Genomic DNA, 18,257 nt, shown 5'->3' with positions numbered 1-18,257 from the left:
CGGACAACCGCTGCAGGGTGCTGACCCAGTCCAGCATCAGGGCGAATTACTTGCCGCCGCTGGCGGACTCGACGGACCAGATTGCGTCGCGGCCTTCGCCGTGGACGACAAGCGAGAAGTCTGGTCCCTGGAAAACAGTGCGTCGGCGGCTATTCTGCGGCAAGGGCAGTTGCCTTGAGGGCAGCGAGGTGCGGACCGGCGCCTTTCCGGCCGGCAATGTCCAGAATGTCGAATCGATGTTGGCGATGATCAGCACCACCTGGCCTGCAAGATCATTGACCTGGTAATACGCGACTCCATCGCGCTCGAATGCGTACACGGACCAGGCCGGATCGGCACTCAGGTTGACGGCAGCAGGCTGAGCCTCGCCCAATCCGGCCTGCGCCATCTGGACACCATTGCCTCCACTCGGGCAGCAGGCCAAGGCAAGTCCAGGCGCAGCAAGCAAGGCAGCGGCAGAAGCCACGATCGAAAATCGGGAAAATCTCACAGGCATCTCCATGGTTGAAATAATGGGCAGCGTCCAGGCAACTGAAGCCTGACCACGATCAGATAATGCGATGCCCCGCATGACCGGATGAAATAGTCCACCCCGCAATGGACAAAAAGGGCGCTGCCAGCATACCCATGCGCCGCTGGGCGCGCCATGAAGGGTCATTTACGGCAACAAACTTCGCAGCGCAACGTCGGATACCCCTTTCCGAAAGGGCGACATTCTGTCCGCCCATCGCAAAGGTGCGGTGGTCCCATGAACGTTGGCGCACAGAAGGTCTTCCTCCTTCCGTTAAAGTTGCACCTGAAACCGCCGCTATCGGTGCCGAGCCCTCCCACGTGAGCCACCGCATCATGCCCGTCCTGCCGCAGGCCGCTGTCGATGGCGACCTGGCCGATCCGCTGCCGCAGCGCATCCTGCTGGTGGAAAATTCCCGTGCCTTCACCGGCATGCTGCGCGAAGCCATCGAACAGCGCCTGGAGCTGCCGGTGGTGGTGGCCAGCTCGCTGGCCGAAGCCGATCGCCTGCTCAGTGAAGAAGGCGGCTGGTTCCTGGTGTTGACCGGGCTGGTGCTGGCCGATGGCGACCGCGACGCGGTGGTCGAGTTCTTCCTCAAGCGCAACCTGCCGACCGTGGTGGTCAGCGGCGTGTACGACGAGGACCTGCGCAAGCGCGTGCTGCAGCAGCAGATCATCGATTACGTGCTGAAGAACACTCCGGGCAGCATCGACTATCTGGTCTGGCTGGTGCAGCGCCTGGAACGCAACCGGCGCATCGCCGCGCTGGTGGTGGACGACTCGCCGTCCGCGCGTGGTTATGCCGCCGCCCTGCTGCGCATGTACGGTCACGAGGTGTACGAGGCGGCCGATGGCAATGAAGGCCTGGCAGCGATCGAGGCGCACCCGGCGATCCGCCTGGCCGTGGTCGACCAGGAAATGCCGGGCATGCAGGGCGTGGAGTTCACCCGCCGCCTGCGTACCCTGCGCTCGCGCGACAAGGTGGCGGTGATCGGCATTTCCGGCAATACCGATGCGTCGCTGATTCCGCGCTTCCTGAAGAACGGCGCCAATGACTTCCTGCGCAAGCCCTTCTCGCGCGAAGAGTTTTTCTGCCGTGTCTCGCAGAATGTGGACCAGCTGGAACTGATCGGCACGCTGCAGGACCTGGCCACCCGCGATTTCCTCACCGGCCTGCCCAACCGCCGCTGCTTCCTGGAACAGAGCCAGCGCCAGCTGCCGCAACTGCAGCTGCATGGCCAGTGCGTGGCGGTGGCGATGATCGACATCGACCATTTCAAACACATCAACGACACCCACGGCCACGAAGCGGGTGACGATGCGCTGCGCGCGGTAGCCCGTGCTGTCGGCGACCACGCGCGAAGCCAGGACCTGATCGCGCGCTTCGGCGGCGAGGAATTCTGCCTGCTGGTGCCGGACATGGAACAGGACGAAGCCCTGCTCTATTTCGAGGAGCTGCGCCAGCGCATCGCCGCGCTGGAAGTGGACATCGGCAGTGCCACGCTGCGCATGACGGTCAGCATCGGCCTGTGCTGCCTGCGGCCGCAGCGTGATGCGCTGCACCGGCTGATTTCCGAGGCCGATCGCCAGCTGTACCTGGCCAAGGCCGGAGGCCGCAACCGGGTCAGCTGCACCACGGTGGCCAGCCCGCTGCGCCCGCGCGAGGCTGCGCTGTCCTGACAGGCATGCCTTGATCCAGATCAACGCCGCCCGTGGGCGGCGCCTCTACAGTCGGCCCCGACATCAGCATGAAGGGGAGCCGGGGATGGCACTACTGGTCTGGCAGGACGATCTGAACATCGGCATCGATGTGATAGATCAGCAACACCGCCGCATCATCGAGATGCTCAACCACCTGCACGTGGCGCAGACCAGCCTGCAGCGGGCAGCAGTGGGCGAAGTGATCGACGAGGTGGTGGACTACACCATGTCGCACTTCGCATTCGAAGAAGAGCTGATGGAGGAGGCCGGCTACCCGTTCTGTGCCGCGCACAAGCGCGTGCATGAGGTCTTCATCAAACGGGTATCGGAATACCGCATGCGCTTCCAGGCCGGTGAGGACATCAGTGACGAGTTGCGCACCATGCTCTCGCGCTGGCTGTTCAACCACATCCGCGGCGACGACCAGGCCTATGCCGAACAGGTCAAGCAGCACCTGAACCAGTTTGCCCGCGAGCACCAGAGCGGCGGCTGGCTGGGCCGCACGCTCAAGCGCTTCTTCGGCTGATCAGCGCTGGCGGCGCTGCAGGGCGAGCAGCGCGCACAGGGTGATCACTGCGGTCAGGCACAGGTAGTAGCCGACCGCGACCAGCCCATAACGCTCGGCCAGCCAGGTCGCCAGGTACGGCGCCGGGGCTGCGCCCAGAATGCCCGCCAGGTTGAACGACAGCGAGGCACCGGTGTAGCGCACTTCCACCGGGTAGATTTCGGCCAGGAACGTGCCGCACGGGCCGTAGGTCAGCCCCATCAGGAACAGGCCCAGGCACAGGAACGTCAGTACCAGCCACGGGCTGCCGGCCTGGAACAGCGGCGCGAACAGCACACCGAAGCCGATGATCAGCAGGCTGGCGATGGCCATCGTGCGGCGCGTCCCCCAGCGGTCGCCGTAGCGCGCCGACAGCGGGATGCCGGCGGCGAAGAACAGCATCGCCACCATCTGCATCAGCAGGAACTGCTCGCGGCTGTAGCCGAGCACGGCGGTGCCATGGCCGAGGCTGAACACCGTCATCAGGTAGAACAGCACGAAGGTGGCGAACGCCCCAAGCGTGCCCAGCAGCATCGGCAGCGGATGGTCGCGCAGCACGGTCCACATCGGCAGCCGCACCGGCGCCTTGCGCTCCAGCGCGCGCTTGAAATCCGGTGTCTCGTGGATGTTCAGCCGAACCCACAGGCCAAGGCCGACCAGCAGCGCGCTGGCAACGAACGGAATGCGCCAGCCCCATTGCAGGAAATCGTCCTGGCCCAGGCAGCGGCCGAGCAGCAGAAAGATGCCGGCTGACAGCAGGAAGCCGATCGGTGCACCCAGCTGCGGGAACATGCCGTACCAGGCACGCTTGCCCGGCGGTGCGTTCTCGGTGGCCAGCAGCACCGCCCCGCCCCATTCGCCGCCCAGGCCCAGGCCCTGGCCGAAGCGGCACAGCGCCAGCAGTGCCGGCGCCCACAGGCCGATCTGCGCATGGGTGGGCAGCAGACCGATGGCGACCGTGGACAGGCCCATGGTCAGCAGCGCGGCCACCAGGGTGGCCTTGCGGCCGATACGGTCACCGAAGTGACCAAACACCGCCGAGCCCACCGGGCGTGCGATGAACGCCACCGCGAAGGTGGCCAGGGACTGCAGCAAGGCGGCCTGGTCGCTGCTTTCCGGGAAGAACAGGTGCGGGAACACCAGCACCGCGGCGGTGGCGTAGATGTAGAAGTCGAAGAACTCGATGGTGGTGCCGATCAGGCTGGCCAGCAGGACACGGCGGGGAGAATTCACGGGTGGCGCGGCAGCGGTGATCGTCGACATCGGCAAGGCGGGTAACGGCGGATCGACCGATTCTGCCACGCTTGGTGGCCCCGCCGGGGCAATGGTTTCAGGCGACACCGACGCCAACGAATTCTTTCCGGGGGGCCGCTACGCTGCACCATCGGTCCCTGCATGGATGCTTCACCGATGGGTTCTGCCGCCCCGCAGTCGTGCTCCGATTCCCCGCTGCTGCCTCGCCTGGCTGCATGGCTGGTGGTGCTGCTGGTGCATCTACTGATGCTGTTGTGGCTGTTGCATGCGGGGCGCATCGCCTTGATCGCACACGACAATTCGCGGATCAGCCTGCGTTGGCTGCCGCCGGAAGCGCCGCCGATGAGCCCTCAGGTTGTCGATGCATCACGGCCGTCGGCTGCGCCGCACCAGGTTTCGCACGCCCCCGCGCTTCCTCCTGCGCAGGCCGAGCAGCGCTCAGCGCATGTTGATCGGCAACGCAGCGCGGCTGCGCGCAACCAACCACTGAATCTGAGGCTGCCGGCTGGCAGCATCGATGGTGGCGATGGCATCACTGCCGAGGGTGTGACCGCAAAGCTGATCGGCCGCCGTGAGGTGCATGCGGCGTTCGCGCCCCGTCGCCCACCATTCCGGATCCACCGGCAAATGACGCCCGAGCAGATCCTGCAGGGTGTTGCCCAGATGCTCGGCACCTGGCCACCGGGCTACATGGTTGACCCGTGTACGCTGGGCCAGCAGGACATGCAGTACTTCCAGAACGCAGTGGAGGAAGTGGACCGGCAGTTGCTGCGCGAGGCGGTGCTGCAGGTCAGTGCAAGCTGCCGGTAGCGTGGTCTACAGCTGGATCCAGGTGGCCTTGATCTCGCTGTACTTGTCGAAGGCGTGCAGCGACTTGTCACGACCGTTGCCGGACTGCTTGTAGCCACCGAACGGTGCCGTCATGTCACCGCCATCCCAGCCGTTCACCCACACGCTGCCCGCGCGCAATTGGCGGGCTACGCGATGGGCGCGTCCAAGATCCCGCGTCCACAGGCCGGCGGCCAGTCCATAGCGACTATCATTGGCCAAGCGCACGGCCTCGGCTTCGTCATCGAAGCCGAGCACGGCCAGCACCGGGCCGAACACTTCCTCGCGGGCCAATGCCTGTTCCGGGCGTACCTGGTCGAACACCGTCGGCTGCACATAGCAACCACCCGCCTCCACCTCGGCACGCTGGCCGCCCAGCAGCAGGCGCGCGCCATCGGCTTCGGCCCGGGCGATGTCGGCCAGTACCTTGTCCACGTGCGCGGCATCGACCAGCGCGCCCATCGGTGCATCGGCCTCCAGCGGATGGCGGGGCTGCATGCGTTGGCCGTAGGCGATCACCTGGTGCACGAAGTCATCGCGGATCGAACGCTGCACCAGCAACCGCGAACCGGCCGTGCAGACCTCACCCTGGTTGAAGAAGATACCCTGCGCCACGCCCTTGGCGGCCGCATCCAGATCCGGCGCGTCGGCGAACACCACGTGCGGGCTCTTGCCACCGCATTCCAGCCAGACCCGCTTGAGGTTGGAACGCCCCGCGTATTCCAGCAGCCTGGCGCCGGTAGCGGTGGAGCCGGTGAAGGCCAACACGTCCACGTCCATGTGCAGGGCCAGCGGCTCGCCCACGCGTGAGCCGTGACCGGGCAGCACGTTGAGCACGCCGTCCGGCAATCCCGCTTCGGCCGCCAGTGCGGCCAGCCGCAACGCACTCAGTGGCGAGCGCTCGGAGGGTTTCAGCACTACTGAATTTCCCATCGCCAATGCCGGCGCGATCTTCCAGCACGCCATCAGCAGCGGAAAATTCCACGGCACGATGGCCGCCACCACGCCTGCGGCCTCGCGCGTGACCAGGCCCAGCTCGTGCGGACCGGTGGGGGCGATTTCACCGTACAGCTTGTCCACCGCTTCAGCGGTCCAGGTCAGGCAGCGCACCACGCCGGGAAGATCGATGCGACGCGCATCGCGGATCGGCTTGCCCATGTCCAGCGTTTCCAGCAGGGCCAGCTCATCGGCGTGCGTCTCCACCAGCGCGGCCAGCGCCAGCAGCACGCGCTTGCGATGGGCGGGGCTGGCCTGCGACCAGTGGCCTGCCTCGAACGCGCAGCGCGCCGAGGCTACCGCACGCTCGACGTCCTGTGCATCACAGTCGGCCACCGCACCCAGTACACGCCCGTCGATCGGGCTGATGCAATCAAAGCGCGCGCCGCTGGCGGCATCCACGTAGCGGCCATCGATGAACGCTTGCGCAGGAATCGCCACGCGGCTGCGCAGGGCCTGCCAGTGGCTGCGGTCGGGGAAGTCGGCCATGGGTCGCTCCAGCAATCAACGTTCCTTGTTTATACCGGCGCGGCCGCGACCCCACCGTGATCGACCGCGCTGCGCGCTCGCCGGGCATGGCCCGGCGCTACCGCAAGGTCGAGGCCCGAACGGTAGCGCCGGGCCATGCCTGCCGACAGAACCGTGACGCGGCTGCGCTAGAGTCGCAACCATCGGACCCGACGGAGCCGGCATGAAAACCCCTGCAAGCGACCTGCACGACCTGGCCACCCAGCGCCCCGATTCACTGGACGCGTACTGGATGCCGTTCACTGCCAACCGCCAGTACAAGGGCGCGCCGCGCATGCTGGTACGTGCCGAGGGCATGCACTACGAGGACGTCGATGGGCGCTCCATCCTCGATGGCACCGCTGGCCTGTGGTGCTGCAATGCAGGTCACGCGCGCCGGCGCATCGTCGACGCGATCGCCGAGCAGGCCGCCACCCTCGATTACTCGCCGGCCTTCCAGATGGGTTCGCCGCCGGCCTTCGCCCTGGCGCAGCGGCTGGCGGCACTGGCCCCGGCCGGGTTGAACCACGTGTTCTTCACCAGCTCGGGTTCGGAGGCGGTGGATTCAGCGATGAAGATCGTGCTGGCCCACCACCGCCTGCGCGGCGAAGGACAGCGCACGCGCTTCATCAGCCGCGAGAAGGCCTACCACGGGGTCGGCTTCGGCGGCATGGCACTGGGCGGGCTGCCCAACAACCGCCGGCAGTTTGGCCTGCAGCTCGGCAGCGTGGACTACCTGCGGCATACCCTGGACCTGTCACGCAATGCGTTCAGCAAGGGTCTGCCACGCCAGGGCGCCGAGCTGGCCGACGATCTGGAGCGGCTGATCGCCCTGCACGACCCGTCCACCATTGCCGCTGTGTTCGTCGAGCCCATCGCGGGTTCGGCCGGGGTGATCCTGCCGGCGCCGGGCTATCTGCAACGCCTGCGCGAGATCTGCGACCAGCACGGCATCCTGCTGGTGTTCGATGAGGTCATCACCGGCTTCGGCCGGGTTGGCATGGCGTTCGCCGCGCAGCGTTTCGGGGTCACCCCAGACCTGTTGACCTTCGCCAAGGGCGCCAGCAACGGCGCGGTGCCGCTGGGAGGCGTGCTGGTCGGCGACAGCGTGCATGCCAGCTTCATGCAGGGTCCGCCACAGGCCATCGAGCTGTTCCATGGCTATACCTATTCGGGCCACCCCCTGGCCTGCGCGGCGGCGTTGGCCACGCTGGACATCTACGCCGAGGAACGGTTGTTCGAGCGCGCGATCGAGCTGGGCGAGTACTGGCAGGAGCGCCTGCACGCCCTGCAGGGGCTGCCGAACGTGATCGACATCCGCAACTTCGGCCTGGTCGGTGCGGTGGAGCTGACACCTCGCAAGGACGCCCCTGGCAGCCGTGGCTACGAGGTGTTCCGCCGCTGCTTCCACGACGGGCGGCTGCTGGTGCGCTGCACCGGCGACATCATCGCGCTGTCACCGCCGCTGATCGTGGACAAGGCACAGATCGACCAGATCACCGGCACCCTGGGCGAGATGATCCGGGCCACCGCCTGAGGCCAGGGCGGTGCTGGCGAGCGGGTACAATGGGCGGTTCCGCTCCTGCCTGTTGCCGTGCCCATGAACATCGTCGTCAAAGAAGAACTCAAGGCCTACATCGACCCGCTCACCGCCGACGAACACGAGGCGCTGGAGCGCAGCATCCTCGCCGAAGGCTGCCGCGATGCGCTGGTACTGTGGGGCGACGTGCTGGTGGATGGACACAACCGCTTCGGCATCTGCCAGAAGCATGGCCTGCCGTTCAACACCGTGCAGAACACCCGCTTCCAGAGCATGGAAGACGTGCACCTGTGGATGATCGAGCAGCACCTGGGCCGGCGCAGCGTTTCCGATTTCCAGCGCGGCGTGCTGGCCCTGCGCAAGCGCGACATCCTGTCCGCGCGCAAGCAGGTCGAACAGGCGCAGCTGCAGCGCGAAAGCGACGGCACCGCCGAGCCTGCCGACGAGGCCGGCGAAGACAGCCCGCCGTGGGAACCGGCGCCGAAGATCAGCCGCGCTGAACTGGCCCGCGAAGCCAAGCTGAGCACCAGCCAGGTAGGCATGATCGAGCGCATCCACGCCCAGGCCGCGGCCGAGGTGGTGGAAGCGGTGAAGGCCGGCGTGATCTCGATCAGCGCCGCCGCCGCCGTGGCCGACCTGCCGGAAGAAGAGCAGCGCGCGGCGGCTGCCGGTGGCAAGGATGAACTGAAGCAGGCTGCAAAGCGCGTGCGTGAGTCAAAGCGCAAGCCGCGTGCGCCGAAGCCTGAACCGGAGTCGGCGGAAATGGACTTCGAAGAGGCTAACGAGGATGAGATCGCCAGCCGCGATGCCGAGGTGCTGGCCGCACTGGAGCAGCTTGGCGAGGATGCCCCGGCGCTGCGCCGCCGCGTGGTTGCCCTGACCCGCGAGAACGACACCCTGCGCGCACAGCTGGCCCACCTGCGCAGGCAGCTGGAAGCGCTCTGAGCATCCCCCGTTAGGGCCGGCCGCTGGCCGGCAGCTGCAACGTGCTTGCAACGTCCATGGGCTGCCGGCCAGCGGCCGGCACTACCGGGTACTCACCGGCCTGCGGGTAGACTTCGGGCATGACGTCTGCCATCGATCCGCGCCGCGCCCAGCTGCGGCGCCTGAAAACCCTCGCCCTTGGCCTGCTGCTGCTGATGCTGGCCGGTTTTGCGATCAGCCACTGGCAGGGCGAGCGTGGCATCTGGGCCTGGGTCTCGGCCTTCTGCGAGGCCGCCGCGGTTGGCGCGCTCGCCGATTGGTTCGCGGTGGTTGCCCTGTTCCGGCGGCCGATGGGCCTGCCGATTCCGCATACGGCGATCATTCCGCGCAGCAAGGAACGGATCGGCGACAGCCTGGCCCTGTTCGTGCGCGACCAGTTCCTGGAACCGACGGTGCTGCTGGCCAAGTTGCAGGTGTTCGACCCGGCCAGCCGCCTCGGCAGCTGGCTGGCCGATCCCGCGCGTTCACGGATGCTGGCCGATATGGCCCGTGGCTGGGCGCTGCAGGCGCTGGATTTCTTCGATGAAGCTGCGGTGCGGCGGCAGCTGCACAGCTTCGTGGTGCAGCAGCTACGGCAGTGGAACGCAGCAGCCACCGCCGGCGAACTGCTGGGCCTGCTGACCGCCGATGGCCGCCACCAGCGCGTGCTGGACGAGGGCCTGCAGCGGCTGGGGCGTTGGTTGGAGCAACCGGAAGTGAAGGAACGCGCCTCGCAGCTGATCGTGCGCTACATCCAGCGCGAATGGCCGACGCTGTCGAGCACGGTGAACTGGATCAAGCCGATCGATGAGATCGGCGACAACCTTGCCGAACGCCTGGCCCGGGCGGTGCTGGAAGAACTGCAGCAGGTGCTGGCCGAGCCGCAGCACCCGCTGCGCCAGGACTACGAACAATGGCTGGGTAACTACGTGCAGCGCCTGCGCGAAGACCCGGCACTGGCCGAACGCATCGAGCAGCTCAAGCAGGAAATGATCGACCACCCTGCCCTGCAGGACTACGTGCAGGGCCTGTGGTCGCGCATCCATGCCAGCCTGCGCGGCGATCTGCAGCGCGAGGATTCGGCACTGGTCGGTCATCTGCAGCGCAGCCTGGCTTCGTTGGGCGACAGCCTGCAATCGGACCCGGCGTTGCGCGAGGCATTGAACCAGCACCTGCTGGAAGGCGCACAGCGCCTCACCGGGCGCCTGCGCGAGGGCGTCACCACCCATATCGCGCAGACGGTGAAGAGCTGGGACGAACGTCATCTGGTAGAGCAGCTGGAACTGAGCGTGGGCCGAGACCTGCAGTTCATCCGCTTCAACGGCACCCTGGTGGGTGGGCTGATCGGGCTGCTGCTGCATGCGGCTACGGTGCTGTTCCGGTTCTGAGGGGGTTCCCGGCCGGGCTGCGCCCGGCACCCGCAGAGGCCCGAGTCAGAGCAACAGCCACAGCTGGTTTCCTGCGGGATGGCAGCGCGATGTGGGTTTGCGGGGCCGCCGTGAACCCATCCCTGGGGGCTTGGTCGCCGCATCCATGCGGCTCACACCCCGCAAACCCACAGCGCCCCGCCTTCGACCGTTTCCCTCGATCTGCCTGGATCCACATGTTCGGGGACGAATGGGGCTGTCACACTTGCTTAACGAAATGCGAATGCCTATCATTTACTGATCGGTTGTACGCTTAGCCAAGCGGGGCACGGAAGCACGCGCCCACCCGCCCCTTCGCCCGTGTACATCCCCCGACCACTGGGTCACCTGCCTGCCGCAGGTGGCGCACCGTCGATGGGAATCACGCTGGGTGACGTGCGCGGAGCGCATGGCTGCTATGGGTGCGTTTGCCATCGCCTGTTTTTTGTCCTGCATGGAATCGCACCGATGGCTTCTCCCCTGAATACTCCCCGCCCAACCCTGCTGGCCCTGGCCCTGACCGCTGTGATGATCGCTCCGCTGGCCCACGCCGATGCACCGCTCGCTGCCGATGCGCGCACGCTGGACACGGTGAAGGTGACCGCTGACGGCGAGATCGCATACGGCTACACGGTGAAGAACACCCGCAGCGCGACCAAGCTGGATCTGTCGCTGCGCGAGACGCCGCAGTCGGTCACCGTCATCACCCGGCAACGGCTGGATGACATGGGGCTGTTCTCGTTGTCCGACGTGATGGGCCAGGTCACCGGCGTCAGCGTGTCGGTCACCGACAGCGAGCGCATCAGCTATGTTTCGCGTGGCTACACGATCGAGAACTTCCAGATCGACGGGATGCTCAACACCTTCGGTGGGTCGATCAAGACCAACACCGACAACGTCATCTACGAACGCATCGAAGTGATCCGCGGCGCCACCGGCCTGACCACGGGCGCCGGTGATCCGTCCGGCACCATCAGCATGGTGCGCAAGCGCCCCACCGACACCTTCCAGATGAGCAGCAACCTGACCGTGGGGCGCTGGGGCAACCAGCGCCTGGAAGCCGACCTGGGCGGTCCCGTGGCGTGGGACGGGCGCATCCGCGCACGCGTGGTCGCGGCCAAGCAGCAGAGCGATTCGTTCCGCGATGTCTACAAGCTCGACAAGGACGTGTTCTACGGCATCGTCCAGGCCGACCTGACCGACAGCACCCTGTTCGAGCTGGGCTATGAATACCAGTCACCGCACACCACGGGCGTGACCTGGGGCGTGGTGCCTTACTGGGGTGCTGACGGCAACCCGGCCAACCTGCCGCGCTCGACCAATCTGTCGGCGTCTTGGAGCGAATGGCCGATCATTGAAAAGACCACCTTCGCCCGCCTCGAACAGCAGCTGGGCAGCGGCTGGTCGCTGAAGGGCAACGTCAGCCATGCCGTGCGTGATACCGATGGCAGCGTCTGGTACGGCGCAGCCGGCTACCCGCGCGCGGACGGCACCGGCGTCACCGCCTACGTCTCGCACTTCAACGAACACAGCACGATGGACGTGTTCGACGTCAACGTCGGCGGCCCGTTCCAGCTGTTCGGCCGCGAGCATGAACTGGTGTTCGGGCTGGGCCAGTCCGTGCGCAAGGGCGAATCCGAAGCGACCAGCTTCGACACCAGCGCACCGGGCTACATGCAGGTTCCCGACTGGCGCAACTGGACCGGCAAGGTGCCGGTCCTGCCGGTGACACGCTACGGCCGTCTTTCCTCGGAAAACGAGCTGCGCCAGCGCGCCGCCTACATCGCCGCGCGCCTGCGCCTGGCCGACCCGCTGCTGGCCGTGGTCGGCGCCCGCTATGGCAGCTGGGAAACCCGCCAGTGGGGCTACGGCTACGACACCAACGGCAACCGCAACCGCACCACCCGCACCGGCTACAAGCCCGACGACACGCTGACCCCGTATGCCGGCCTGGTCTACGACTTCAATTCGATGTTCAGCGGTTATGTCAGCTACACCGACATCTTCAAGCCGCAGAACTACCGCGACCGCAACGGCAACTACCTTGAGCCGGTGGTCGGCGACATGTACGAGGCTGGCGTCAAGGCTGAATTTTTCGGTGGCCTGCTGAACGCCTCGGCCGCCGTGTTTGAAGGCAAGCAGGACAACGTGGCCGAGATCGATGATTCGGTGCCGCTGAACTCGCTGCCCGATGGCGGCCAGGCCTATCGCTCGACCGGCAAGGGCAACAAGGTGAAGGGTTGGGAACTGGAAACCCAGGGCAGCATCGGCGAGCAGTGGAACATCTCGGCCGGTTTCGCCCGTACCCGGATCCGCAACGCCGCGGGTGTGCTGCAACGGACCACCACCCCGCAGGAAACCTTCCGCCTCAACACCAGCTGGCGGCCGGGCGGTATCGAAGGCCGCTTCTGGCTGGGCGGTGGCGTGACCTGGCAGAGCCGCATCTGGAACAACAGCACCAAGCCGACGGCCGACTACCTGACCACCGGTCGCACCGAAAGTGCGCGCATCACCCAGGACGCGTTCTACCTGCTGAACCTGGCCGGTGGCTACCGCTTCAACGAGAACTTCAGCGCCCAGCTCAACATCAGCAACCTGCTGGACAAGAAGTACTACAACAACGTCGGCTTCTACCAGGGCGTGTACTGGGGCGAACCCCGCAACGTCAGCGTGACGCTGCGCTGGAAACTCTGATGACCTGATGGATGGTGCCGGTTCTGCGACCGGCACCCGGCCACGGATGGCCAACCCCGGCGCGCTTCGGTGCGCCGGTCCTCTTTCATTCAACCTGCAGGACCGCCGTGGACCGCTCGCCCGCAACCGCCAGCCCCCGCCTCAGCACCTTCTTCGCCAACCCGCGATGGGGCGTGCTGTCCCGATCCCTTGCCGCCATCTTCGGCGGCTACGCGCTTGCCTCGATGACCACGGTGTTCTGTGCGCTGGCGCTGCCTGGAGCGCGCGGCCAGGCCGTGCTGACCGGCATGCTGCTGGCGATCCTGGTCGCCGCCTGCGCCGCGCTGTGGGCGTTCGCCACGCGCAGTGCGCTGCGTGCCTGGGTCGGCATTCTCGCCCCCACCCTGCTGTTGGCCGGCATTTCGCGCCTGCTGGGAGCGTGGGCATGAAGAATGGATTCCGCCAATCCATGGCCTGGCTGCATACCTGGACCGGCCTGCTGGTCGGCTGGCTGCTGCTGCTGATCTTCATGGCCGGCACCGCCAGCTACTACCGCGAGGAAATCAGCCGCTGGATGCGCCCGGAGCTGCCGCGCAGCACGGTCAGCACCGACGAAGCGGCGCAGCGCGCGGCCGACTACCTGCTGGCCAACGCACCGCAGGCCGAGAGCTGGTTCGTCACCCTGCCGCAGCCACGCAATCCGGCCATGCAGATGTTCTGGCGGTTGCCGGCCGAGCTGGCCGACCCCAGCAAGGGCCGACGCGGCGCCTTCGGTGATGCCACCCTGGACCCGAACACCGGCACCGAGCTGAAGGCCCGCGAGACACGTGGCGGCGACTTCTTCTACCGCCTGCATTTCGACCTGCACTACATTCCCGTGCTGTGGGCGCGCTACCTGGTGGGCTTCTGCGCGATGTTCATGCTGGTGGCCATCATCACCGGCGTGATCACCCACAAGAAGATCTTCAAGGACTTCTTCACCTTCCGGAAGGACAAGGGCCTGCGTTCCTGGCTGGACTTCCACAACGTCAGCGCGGTGATGGCCCTGCCTTACCACGCGATGATCACCTACACCGGCATCGTCACGTTGATGATCATGTACTTGCCGTGGGGAGTGAACGTGGCCTACGGCACCGACCAGGATGCGTTCTATGCGGAGGCCTTTGGTGGCCTGCCCGAGGTCACCGCACCCGCCGAAGGCAAGGCAGCCCCCCTGCCGCTGCGGCAGCTGCTGGACAGCGCCCGCACGCATTGGCACGGCACCGAGGTCGCCGGTTTCAGCGTTGCCAATCCTGGTGCCGCCAATGCGGTGATCGACATCCGCCAGCGCGATGGCAAACGCCTGTCCATCGATACCCCGGCGCTGCGCTATGACATGGTCACTGGCGCGCTGCTGCAGGAAACGCCGCCTTCCGGTGGCGCCACCGCCACCCGTGGCGTGCTTTATGGCCTGCACCTGGCCCGCTTCGCCGACTGGGGCCTGCGCGCGTTGTTCTTCCTGTCCGGTCTGACCGGCTGCCTGATGGTGGCCAGCGGCGTGGTGCTGTGGGCGGTGAAGGAGCGGCCGAAGCATACCAAGAGCGGTCGCACCGGCTTCGGCCTGCGCCTGGTCGATGCACTGAACATCGGCGCCGTGGCCGGTCTGCCGATCGCCTTCGCCGCCTATTTCTGGGGCAACCGCCTGCTGCCGCTGGGCCTGGCCGAGCGCTCCAACGCCGAAGCGAACGTGTTCTTCTACGCGTGGGGCGCCTCGCTGTTGGCGGCCTTCATCTGGCCCAAGCGGATGATGTGGGCGTGGCAGCTGTACATCGGCGCGGCCGCGTTCGCGCTGATTCCGGTGGTCAACGCATTGACCACCCACGCGCACCTGGGCGTCACGCTGTTTAACGGTGACTGGGCATTGGCCGGTTTCGACCTGTCGATGATCGCCTTCGGTGCGATGCTGGCCCTGTGCGGCTGGCGCATGCAGCGCTGGACGCCACAGCTGACTGCCGCCGAGAAGAAGAAACGTGCGGCGGCCGCTGCAGCGACGAGGGCACCGGCCGATGCAGTGGAAGCGGAGGCCAGCGCATGATGCTGCTGGTACTGGGATTGTCATTCACAGCGTTCACCGCGCTGTCGCTGGCGATGGAAAAGCACCAGCAGGAACTGCACGGCAAATCCGCGGCATCACCGGCACGGCGCACGCAATGGCGGGTGCTGGGCTGGGTGCTGCTGACGGTGGCTTTCGCACTGTGCGTGGTCGACCACGGCTGGGCGATGGGCCCGGTGCTGTGGCTCGGCGCACTCACCCTGGGTGGAATCGTGCTGGCGTTCGCGCTGTACCCGTACCGGCCGAAATGGATCGCGCCGCTGGCGATCGCGTTGCCGGTGATCGGGCTGGTGGTGGCGCTGTTGTAACCCGTGCGGTGGACCGCATCCACGCATGGCGTGGATCTACCGGACCCACGCTCGCCGGGCATGGCCCGGCGCTACCGTTCTGCGCGCACGTGGGTAGCGCCGGGCCATGCCCGGCGACGCGTCACGCCAGGCGCTTCAGCTCCCACGCACGATGGATGCGCGCATTGCGCTCGAAATCCGGGCCGATGGTGCTGGCGCTGATCTCGCGGCACTGGGCGAATTCGGCGATGGCGTTCTCTTCCAGCTTGAAGCGGCGGAAGTTGTTGGAGAAGTACAGCACGCCACCCGGCGCCAGTCGCGCGACGGCCGCACGCAGCATCTTCACCTGCTCGCGCTGTACGTCGAAGTCCTCGGCGCGGGCCGAGTTGGAGAACGTCGGCGGGTCGCAGAAGATCACGTCGTACTGGCCGCGATCACCTTCCAGCCAGGCCATCGCATCGGCCTGCACCAGCAGGTGCTGATTGCCGCCCTGCCCGTTCAAGGCCAGGTTGTCGTAGCACCACTGCAGGTAGGTGGCCGACAGGTCGACGCTGGTGGTGCTGGCCGCACCGGCCACCGCCGCCTGCACGCTGGCCACGCCGGTGTAGCAGAACAGGTTGAGGAAGCGCTTGCCGCGCGCCTGCTCGGCCATCAGCCGGCGCAGCGGGCGATGGTCGAGGAACAGACCGGTATCGAGATAGTCGAACAGGTTCACCTGCAGCAGCGCGTTGTTCTCGCGTACCACGAGGAACTCATCGCGCTGCTCGAAACGGCCGTACTTGCTGCCGCCCTTGCCACGTTCACGCGATTTCATCGATACCTGTTCCGGCGGCACGCCGAACACCTCGCGCGCAGCGGCCAGCAGTTCATTGCGGCGGCGGCGCACGTCGTTCTCGGGAATCGCAGCGGGTGCAGCGTATTCCTGCACATGCAGGAACGTGCGGCGCTGGCCGCCATCTTCCTCGTACACGTCGATGGCCGCTGCGTATTCCGGCAGATCGGCATCGTAGGCACGGAAACAGGTGATGCCTTCGCGCGCGCGCCAGCTCTTGAACTTCTTCAGGTTCTTGCGCAGGCGGTTGGCCACCATCTGCGCGCCTTCGCTCAGCTCGCGCACCTGTGCCGGGTCGCGGCCCGGCACCGCGATCGGATCGCAGACGATCAGTGCGCATTCCAGCGCACCATTGAACATCTGGTATTTCTTGCCCGCACGCAGGCCGGTGGCGAAGGCCAGTTCGTCATTGCCGCACAGCAGGCTGGCGCGCCACTGCGGCACGGCCTTCTGCAGGGCATTGCCCAGCTTGCGGTACAGCGCCGGATCGGCGGCCAGGCGCTCGTCATACGGCGGGTTGCAGACCACCGCGCCGATCTCCTGCTCCGGGGTGGGCAGGTCAGCCACATCGGCGCGGGTGAAGCGGATGGCATGGGCGACGCCGGCAACTTCGGCGTTCTCGCGCGCGGCCTGGATCGCCACCGGGTCGATGTCGCTGCCGTGGATGACCGGCTTCAGCGCGGCAAGGCCGGCCGCTTCGCGATCACGCGCTTCGCTCTGGATGGTTTTCCAGGCAGCCTTGTCGAAGCCCAGCCAGCGGCTCGGCGGCAGGCTGCCATGGCGCATCAGGCCGGGGGCGACATCGGCCGCCATCAGCGCGCCTTCGATCAGCAGGGTGCCGCTGCCGCACATCGGGTCCAGCAGGCCGCCACCGGCAGCGTGCAGGCGCGGCCACTGCGCGCGCATCAGCAGCGCGGCAGCCAGGTTTTCCTTCAACGGCGCGTCATGCGCCGCACCGCGCCAGCCGCGGCGATGCAGCGGGCCGCCGCCGAGGTCGATCGACAGCGAGGCGCGGCCCTTGCGCAGCGACAGGTTCACGCGCACGTCCGGCAGGTCGGTGTTGACCGAAGGGCGCTCCAGCCCTTCGTCACGCATGCGGTCGACGATGGCGTCCTTGATCCGCTGCGCGGCGAAACGGGCATGGGTGATCTTGTCGCCGGACACATGCGCGTCCACCGCCAGGGTCATCTCCGGCTTGATGTGTTCGTGCCACGGCAGCGCACGCACGCCGTCGTACAGCGCCTGCTCGTCCGGGCATTCGAATTCGTCGATCGGCCACAGCACGCGGCTGGCCAGCCGCGACCACATCACGATCCGCAGCGCCTGCTCCAGTTCGCCATCGGCGTTGACGCCGGCGATGGTGGCAGTGGCCTTTTCCAGGCCCAGGGCCGACAGCTCATCGGCAAGCAGGTATTCCAGGCCCTTGGCGCAGGAGACAAAAAATTTCACGGGATCGGTTCGCAGGTGGTCAGGCACGGCAGGGGGCCGGGCCATTCGGAAGGGAGGGCCGTGGACACGGCCGGCAGGCCCGCGCCGGGGGCGGCGGGGCTGCCATTGTAGTCAATGCGGGCGGGCGCGCCGTGCGCCCGGGCTTCACAGCTGCCGCAGCAGGCGCTCGAAGGCCTGCGCAGAGGCTTCCACGTGGTGCTCCAGGCGATGGCCATCGTCCACCAGCAGCAGCTGCGCCGAGCGCGCCTGCGCCCAGGCGATGACTCCGGCGGCCGGCACCACCTCGTCATGCCAGGCCTGCACCACCGTGGTCGGCACCGGCGCGGCATCCAGCGCCGGCATCGGTCCCATGGTGGTGGGCGGCACCATCAGGAACAGGCCGGCCACCGGCACCTGCAGCGAGGCGATGGCAGAGATGTAGGCGCCCAGGCTGGAGCCGGCCAGCACCACCGGCCCCTGCGCAGCGGCAGCGGCCGTGCGCTCGATCAGGCGTTGCAGGCGGGTGCGCACATCGCCAACGCGGCTGACCTGGCTCATCGCGTCCAGGTCGGTGTAATCGGGGCGCTCATGGGTCCAGCCCAGTCGCTCGGCGACTTCGGCCAGCGCGGTGACCTTGGTCGCCTCCGGGCCGCTCTCGAAGCCGTGGGACAGGATGCAGTGACCGCGGCTCATGCG

At 67.0% G+C, this 18,257-nt stretch carries 15 protein-coding genes; 10 read left to right on the top strand and 5 right to left on the bottom strand.

Annotated elements, in window-relative coordinates:
- Positions 1-46 precede the first annotated feature (46 nt).
- Positions 47-388: a hypothetical protein gene (locus AC07UW_RS04325; RefSeq protein WP_223494686.1), complete on the bottom strand. Its 342-nt coding sequence runs from the start codon at positions 386-388 to the stop codon at positions 47-49.
- 458 nt (positions 389-846) lie between these two features.
- Here AC07UW_RS04325 and AC07UW_RS04320 point away from each other — a divergent pair, with 458 nt between their 5' ends.
- Together AC07UW_RS04320 and AC07UW_RS04315 are read left to right on the top strand one after the other, a co-directional pair.
- The gene (locus AC07UW_RS04320; RefSeq protein WP_223497215.1) at positions 847-2,190 is read left to right on the top strand and encodes a diguanylate cyclase; all 1,344 of its coding nucleotides are present in this window, start codon (positions 847-849) and stop codon (positions 2,188-2,190) included.
- Positions 2,191-2,275: 85 nt separating this feature from the next.
- A complete protein-coding gene (locus tag AC07UW_RS04315) occupies positions 2,276-2,737 on the top strand; it encodes a bacteriohemerythrin (protein WP_025875341.1) in 462 nt (153 codons plus the stop codon).
- Here AC07UW_RS04315 and AC07UW_RS04310 read toward each other — a convergent pair whose 3' ends face one another.
- Positions 2,738-4,018, bottom strand: a complete 1,281-nt coding sequence (locus AC07UW_RS04310) for an MFS transporter (protein WP_080149309.1) — start codon at positions 4,016-4,018, stop codon at positions 2,738-2,740. It abuts the gene before it with no gap.
- Between the two features lie 147 nt (positions 4,019-4,165).
- On the opposite strand from AC07UW_RS04310, the gene AC07UW_RS04305 reads away from it, so the two are divergent.
- A complete protein-coding gene (locus AC07UW_RS04305; RefSeq protein WP_495211492.1) occupies positions 4,166-4,819 on the top strand; it encodes a hypothetical protein in 654 nt (217 codons plus the stop codon).
- Between the two features lie 6 nt (positions 4,820-4,825).
- Here AC07UW_RS04305 and AC07UW_RS04300 read toward each other — a convergent pair whose 3' ends face one another.
- Positions 4,826-6,322, bottom strand: coding sequence for an aldehyde dehydrogenase (locus AC07UW_RS04300; protein ID WP_032975672.1), 1,497 nt, complete (start codon positions 6,320-6,322; stop codon positions 4,826-4,828).
- A gap of 202 nt (positions 6,323-6,524) precedes the next feature.
- Here AC07UW_RS04300 and aptA point away from each other — a divergent pair, with 202 nt between their 5' ends.
- The 7 genes from aptA (at position 6,525) to AC07UW_RS04265 (ending at position 15,322) form a co-directional block, all read left to right on the top strand.
- Positions 6,525-7,877: an omega-aminotransferase AptA gene (gene aptA / locus AC07UW_RS04295; RefSeq protein ID WP_495211491.1), complete on the top strand. Its 1,353-nt coding sequence runs from the start codon at positions 6,525-6,527 to the stop codon at positions 7,875-7,877.
- A 63-nt stretch (positions 7,878-7,940) separates the two neighbouring features.
- Positions 7,941-8,825 (top strand): ParB N-terminal domain-containing protein, encoded by an 885-nt coding sequence (locus AC07UW_RS04290; RefSeq protein ID WP_495211490.1) that lies wholly within the window; start codon positions 7,941-7,943, stop codon positions 8,823-8,825.
- Between the two features lie 119 nt (positions 8,826-8,944).
- On the top strand, positions 8,945-10,231 hold the full coding sequence (locus tag AC07UW_RS04285) for a DUF445 domain-containing protein (RefSeq protein WP_495211489.1): 1,287 nt from the start codon (positions 8,945-8,947) through the stop codon (positions 10,229-10,231).
- A 486-nt stretch (positions 10,232-10,717) separates the two neighbouring features.
- A complete protein-coding gene (locus tag AC07UW_RS04280) occupies positions 10,718-12,943 on the top strand; it encodes a TonB-dependent siderophore receptor (protein ID WP_336026329.1) in 2,226 nt (741 codons plus the stop codon).
- A gap of 107 nt (positions 12,944-13,050) precedes the next feature.
- Positions 13,051-13,371 (top strand): DUF3649 domain-containing protein, encoded by a 321-nt coding sequence (locus AC07UW_RS04275; RefSeq protein ID WP_032975664.1) that lies wholly within the window; start codon positions 13,051-13,053, stop codon positions 13,369-13,371.
- Entirely contained in the window at positions 13,368-14,996 is a 1,629-nt protein-coding gene (locus AC07UW_RS04270; RefSeq protein WP_495211488.1) for a PepSY-associated TM helix domain-containing protein, read from the top strand. The genes AC07UW_RS04275 and AC07UW_RS04270 overlap by 4 nt, the downstream gene beginning before the upstream one ends.
- Positions 14,993-15,322, top strand: coding sequence for a DUF3325 domain-containing protein (locus AC07UW_RS04265; protein ID WP_032975662.1), 330 nt, complete (start codon positions 14,993-14,995; stop codon positions 15,320-15,322). The genes AC07UW_RS04270 and AC07UW_RS04265 overlap by 4 nt, the downstream gene beginning before the upstream one ends.
- A gap of 121 nt (positions 15,323-15,443) precedes the next feature.
- Here AC07UW_RS04265 and rlmKL read toward each other — a convergent pair whose 3' ends face one another.
- Positions 15,444-17,582: a bifunctional 23S rRNA (guanine(2069)-N(7))-methyltransferase RlmK/23S rRNA (guanine(2445)-N(2))-methyltransferase RlmL gene (gene rlmKL / locus AC07UW_RS04260; protein ID WP_080149528.1), complete on the bottom strand. Its 2,139-nt coding sequence runs from the start codon at positions 17,580-17,582 to the stop codon at positions 15,444-15,446.
- 144 nt (positions 17,583-17,726) lie between these two features.
- Positions 17,727-18,254, bottom strand: a complete 528-nt coding sequence (locus AC07UW_RS04255) for an alpha/beta hydrolase (protein WP_025875362.1) — start codon at positions 18,252-18,254, stop codon at positions 17,727-17,729.
- Positions 18,255-18,257: the final 3 nt, after the last annotated feature.

The sequence above is a fragment of the Stenotrophomonas sp. GW821-FHT02D01 genome (assembly GCF_059421765.1).
The sequence above is the reverse complement of the archived record's forward strand: the minus strand, read 5'-3'. Positions and strand labels throughout refer to the sequence as shown.

What these genes read in the sequence shown, in the direction of transcription:
- AC07UW_RS04315 (WP_025875341.1), top strand. Translation starts at nt 2,276, where the DNA reads ATGGCACTACTGGTCTGGCAGGACGATCTGAACATCGGCATCGATGTG.
- aptA (WP_495211491.1), top strand. Translation starts at nt 6,525, where the DNA reads ATGAAAACCCCTGCAAGCGACCTGCACGACCTGGCCACCCAGCGCCCC.
- AC07UW_RS04255 (WP_025875362.1), bottom strand. Translation starts at nt 18,254, where the DNA reads ATGAGCCGCGGTCACTGCATCCTGTCCCACGGCTTCGAGAGCGGCCCG.
- AC07UW_RS04265 (WP_032975662.1), top strand. Translation starts at nt 14,993, where the DNA reads ATGATGCTGCTGGTACTGGGATTGTCATTCACAGCGTTCACCGCGCTG.
- AC07UW_RS04325 (WP_223494686.1), bottom strand. Translation starts at nt 388, where the DNA reads ATGGCGCAGGCCGGATTGGGCGAGGCTCAGCCTGCTGCCGTCAACCTG.
- AC07UW_RS04305 (WP_495211492.1), top strand. Translation starts at nt 4,166, where the DNA reads ATGGGTTCTGCCGCCCCGCAGTCGTGCTCCGATTCCCCGCTGCTGCCT.
- AC07UW_RS04285 (WP_495211489.1), top strand. Translation starts at nt 8,945, where the DNA reads ATGACGTCTGCCATCGATCCGCGCCGCGCCCAGCTGCGGCGCCTGAAA.
- AC07UW_RS04270 (WP_495211488.1), top strand. Translation starts at nt 13,368, where the DNA reads ATGAAGAATGGATTCCGCCAATCCATGGCCTGGCTGCATACCTGGACC.
- AC07UW_RS04300 (WP_032975672.1), bottom strand. Translation starts at nt 6,322, where the DNA reads ATGGCCGACTTCCCCGACCGCAGCCACTGGCAGGCCCTGCGCAGCCGC.
- AC07UW_RS04290 (WP_495211490.1), top strand. Translation starts at nt 7,941, where the DNA reads ATGAACATCGTCGTCAAAGAAGAACTCAAGGCCTACATCGACCCGCTC.
- AC07UW_RS04280 (WP_336026329.1), top strand. Translation starts at nt 10,718, where the DNA reads ATGGCTTCTCCCCTGAATACTCCCCGCCCAACCCTGCTGGCCCTGGCC.
- AC07UW_RS04320 (WP_223497215.1), top strand. Translation starts at nt 847, where the DNA reads ATGCCCGTCCTGCCGCAGGCCGCTGTCGATGGCGACCTGGCCGATCCG.
- AC07UW_RS04310 (WP_080149309.1), bottom strand. Translation starts at nt 4,018, where the DNA reads ATGTCGACGATCACCGCTGCCGCGCCACCCGTGAATTCTCCCCGCCGT.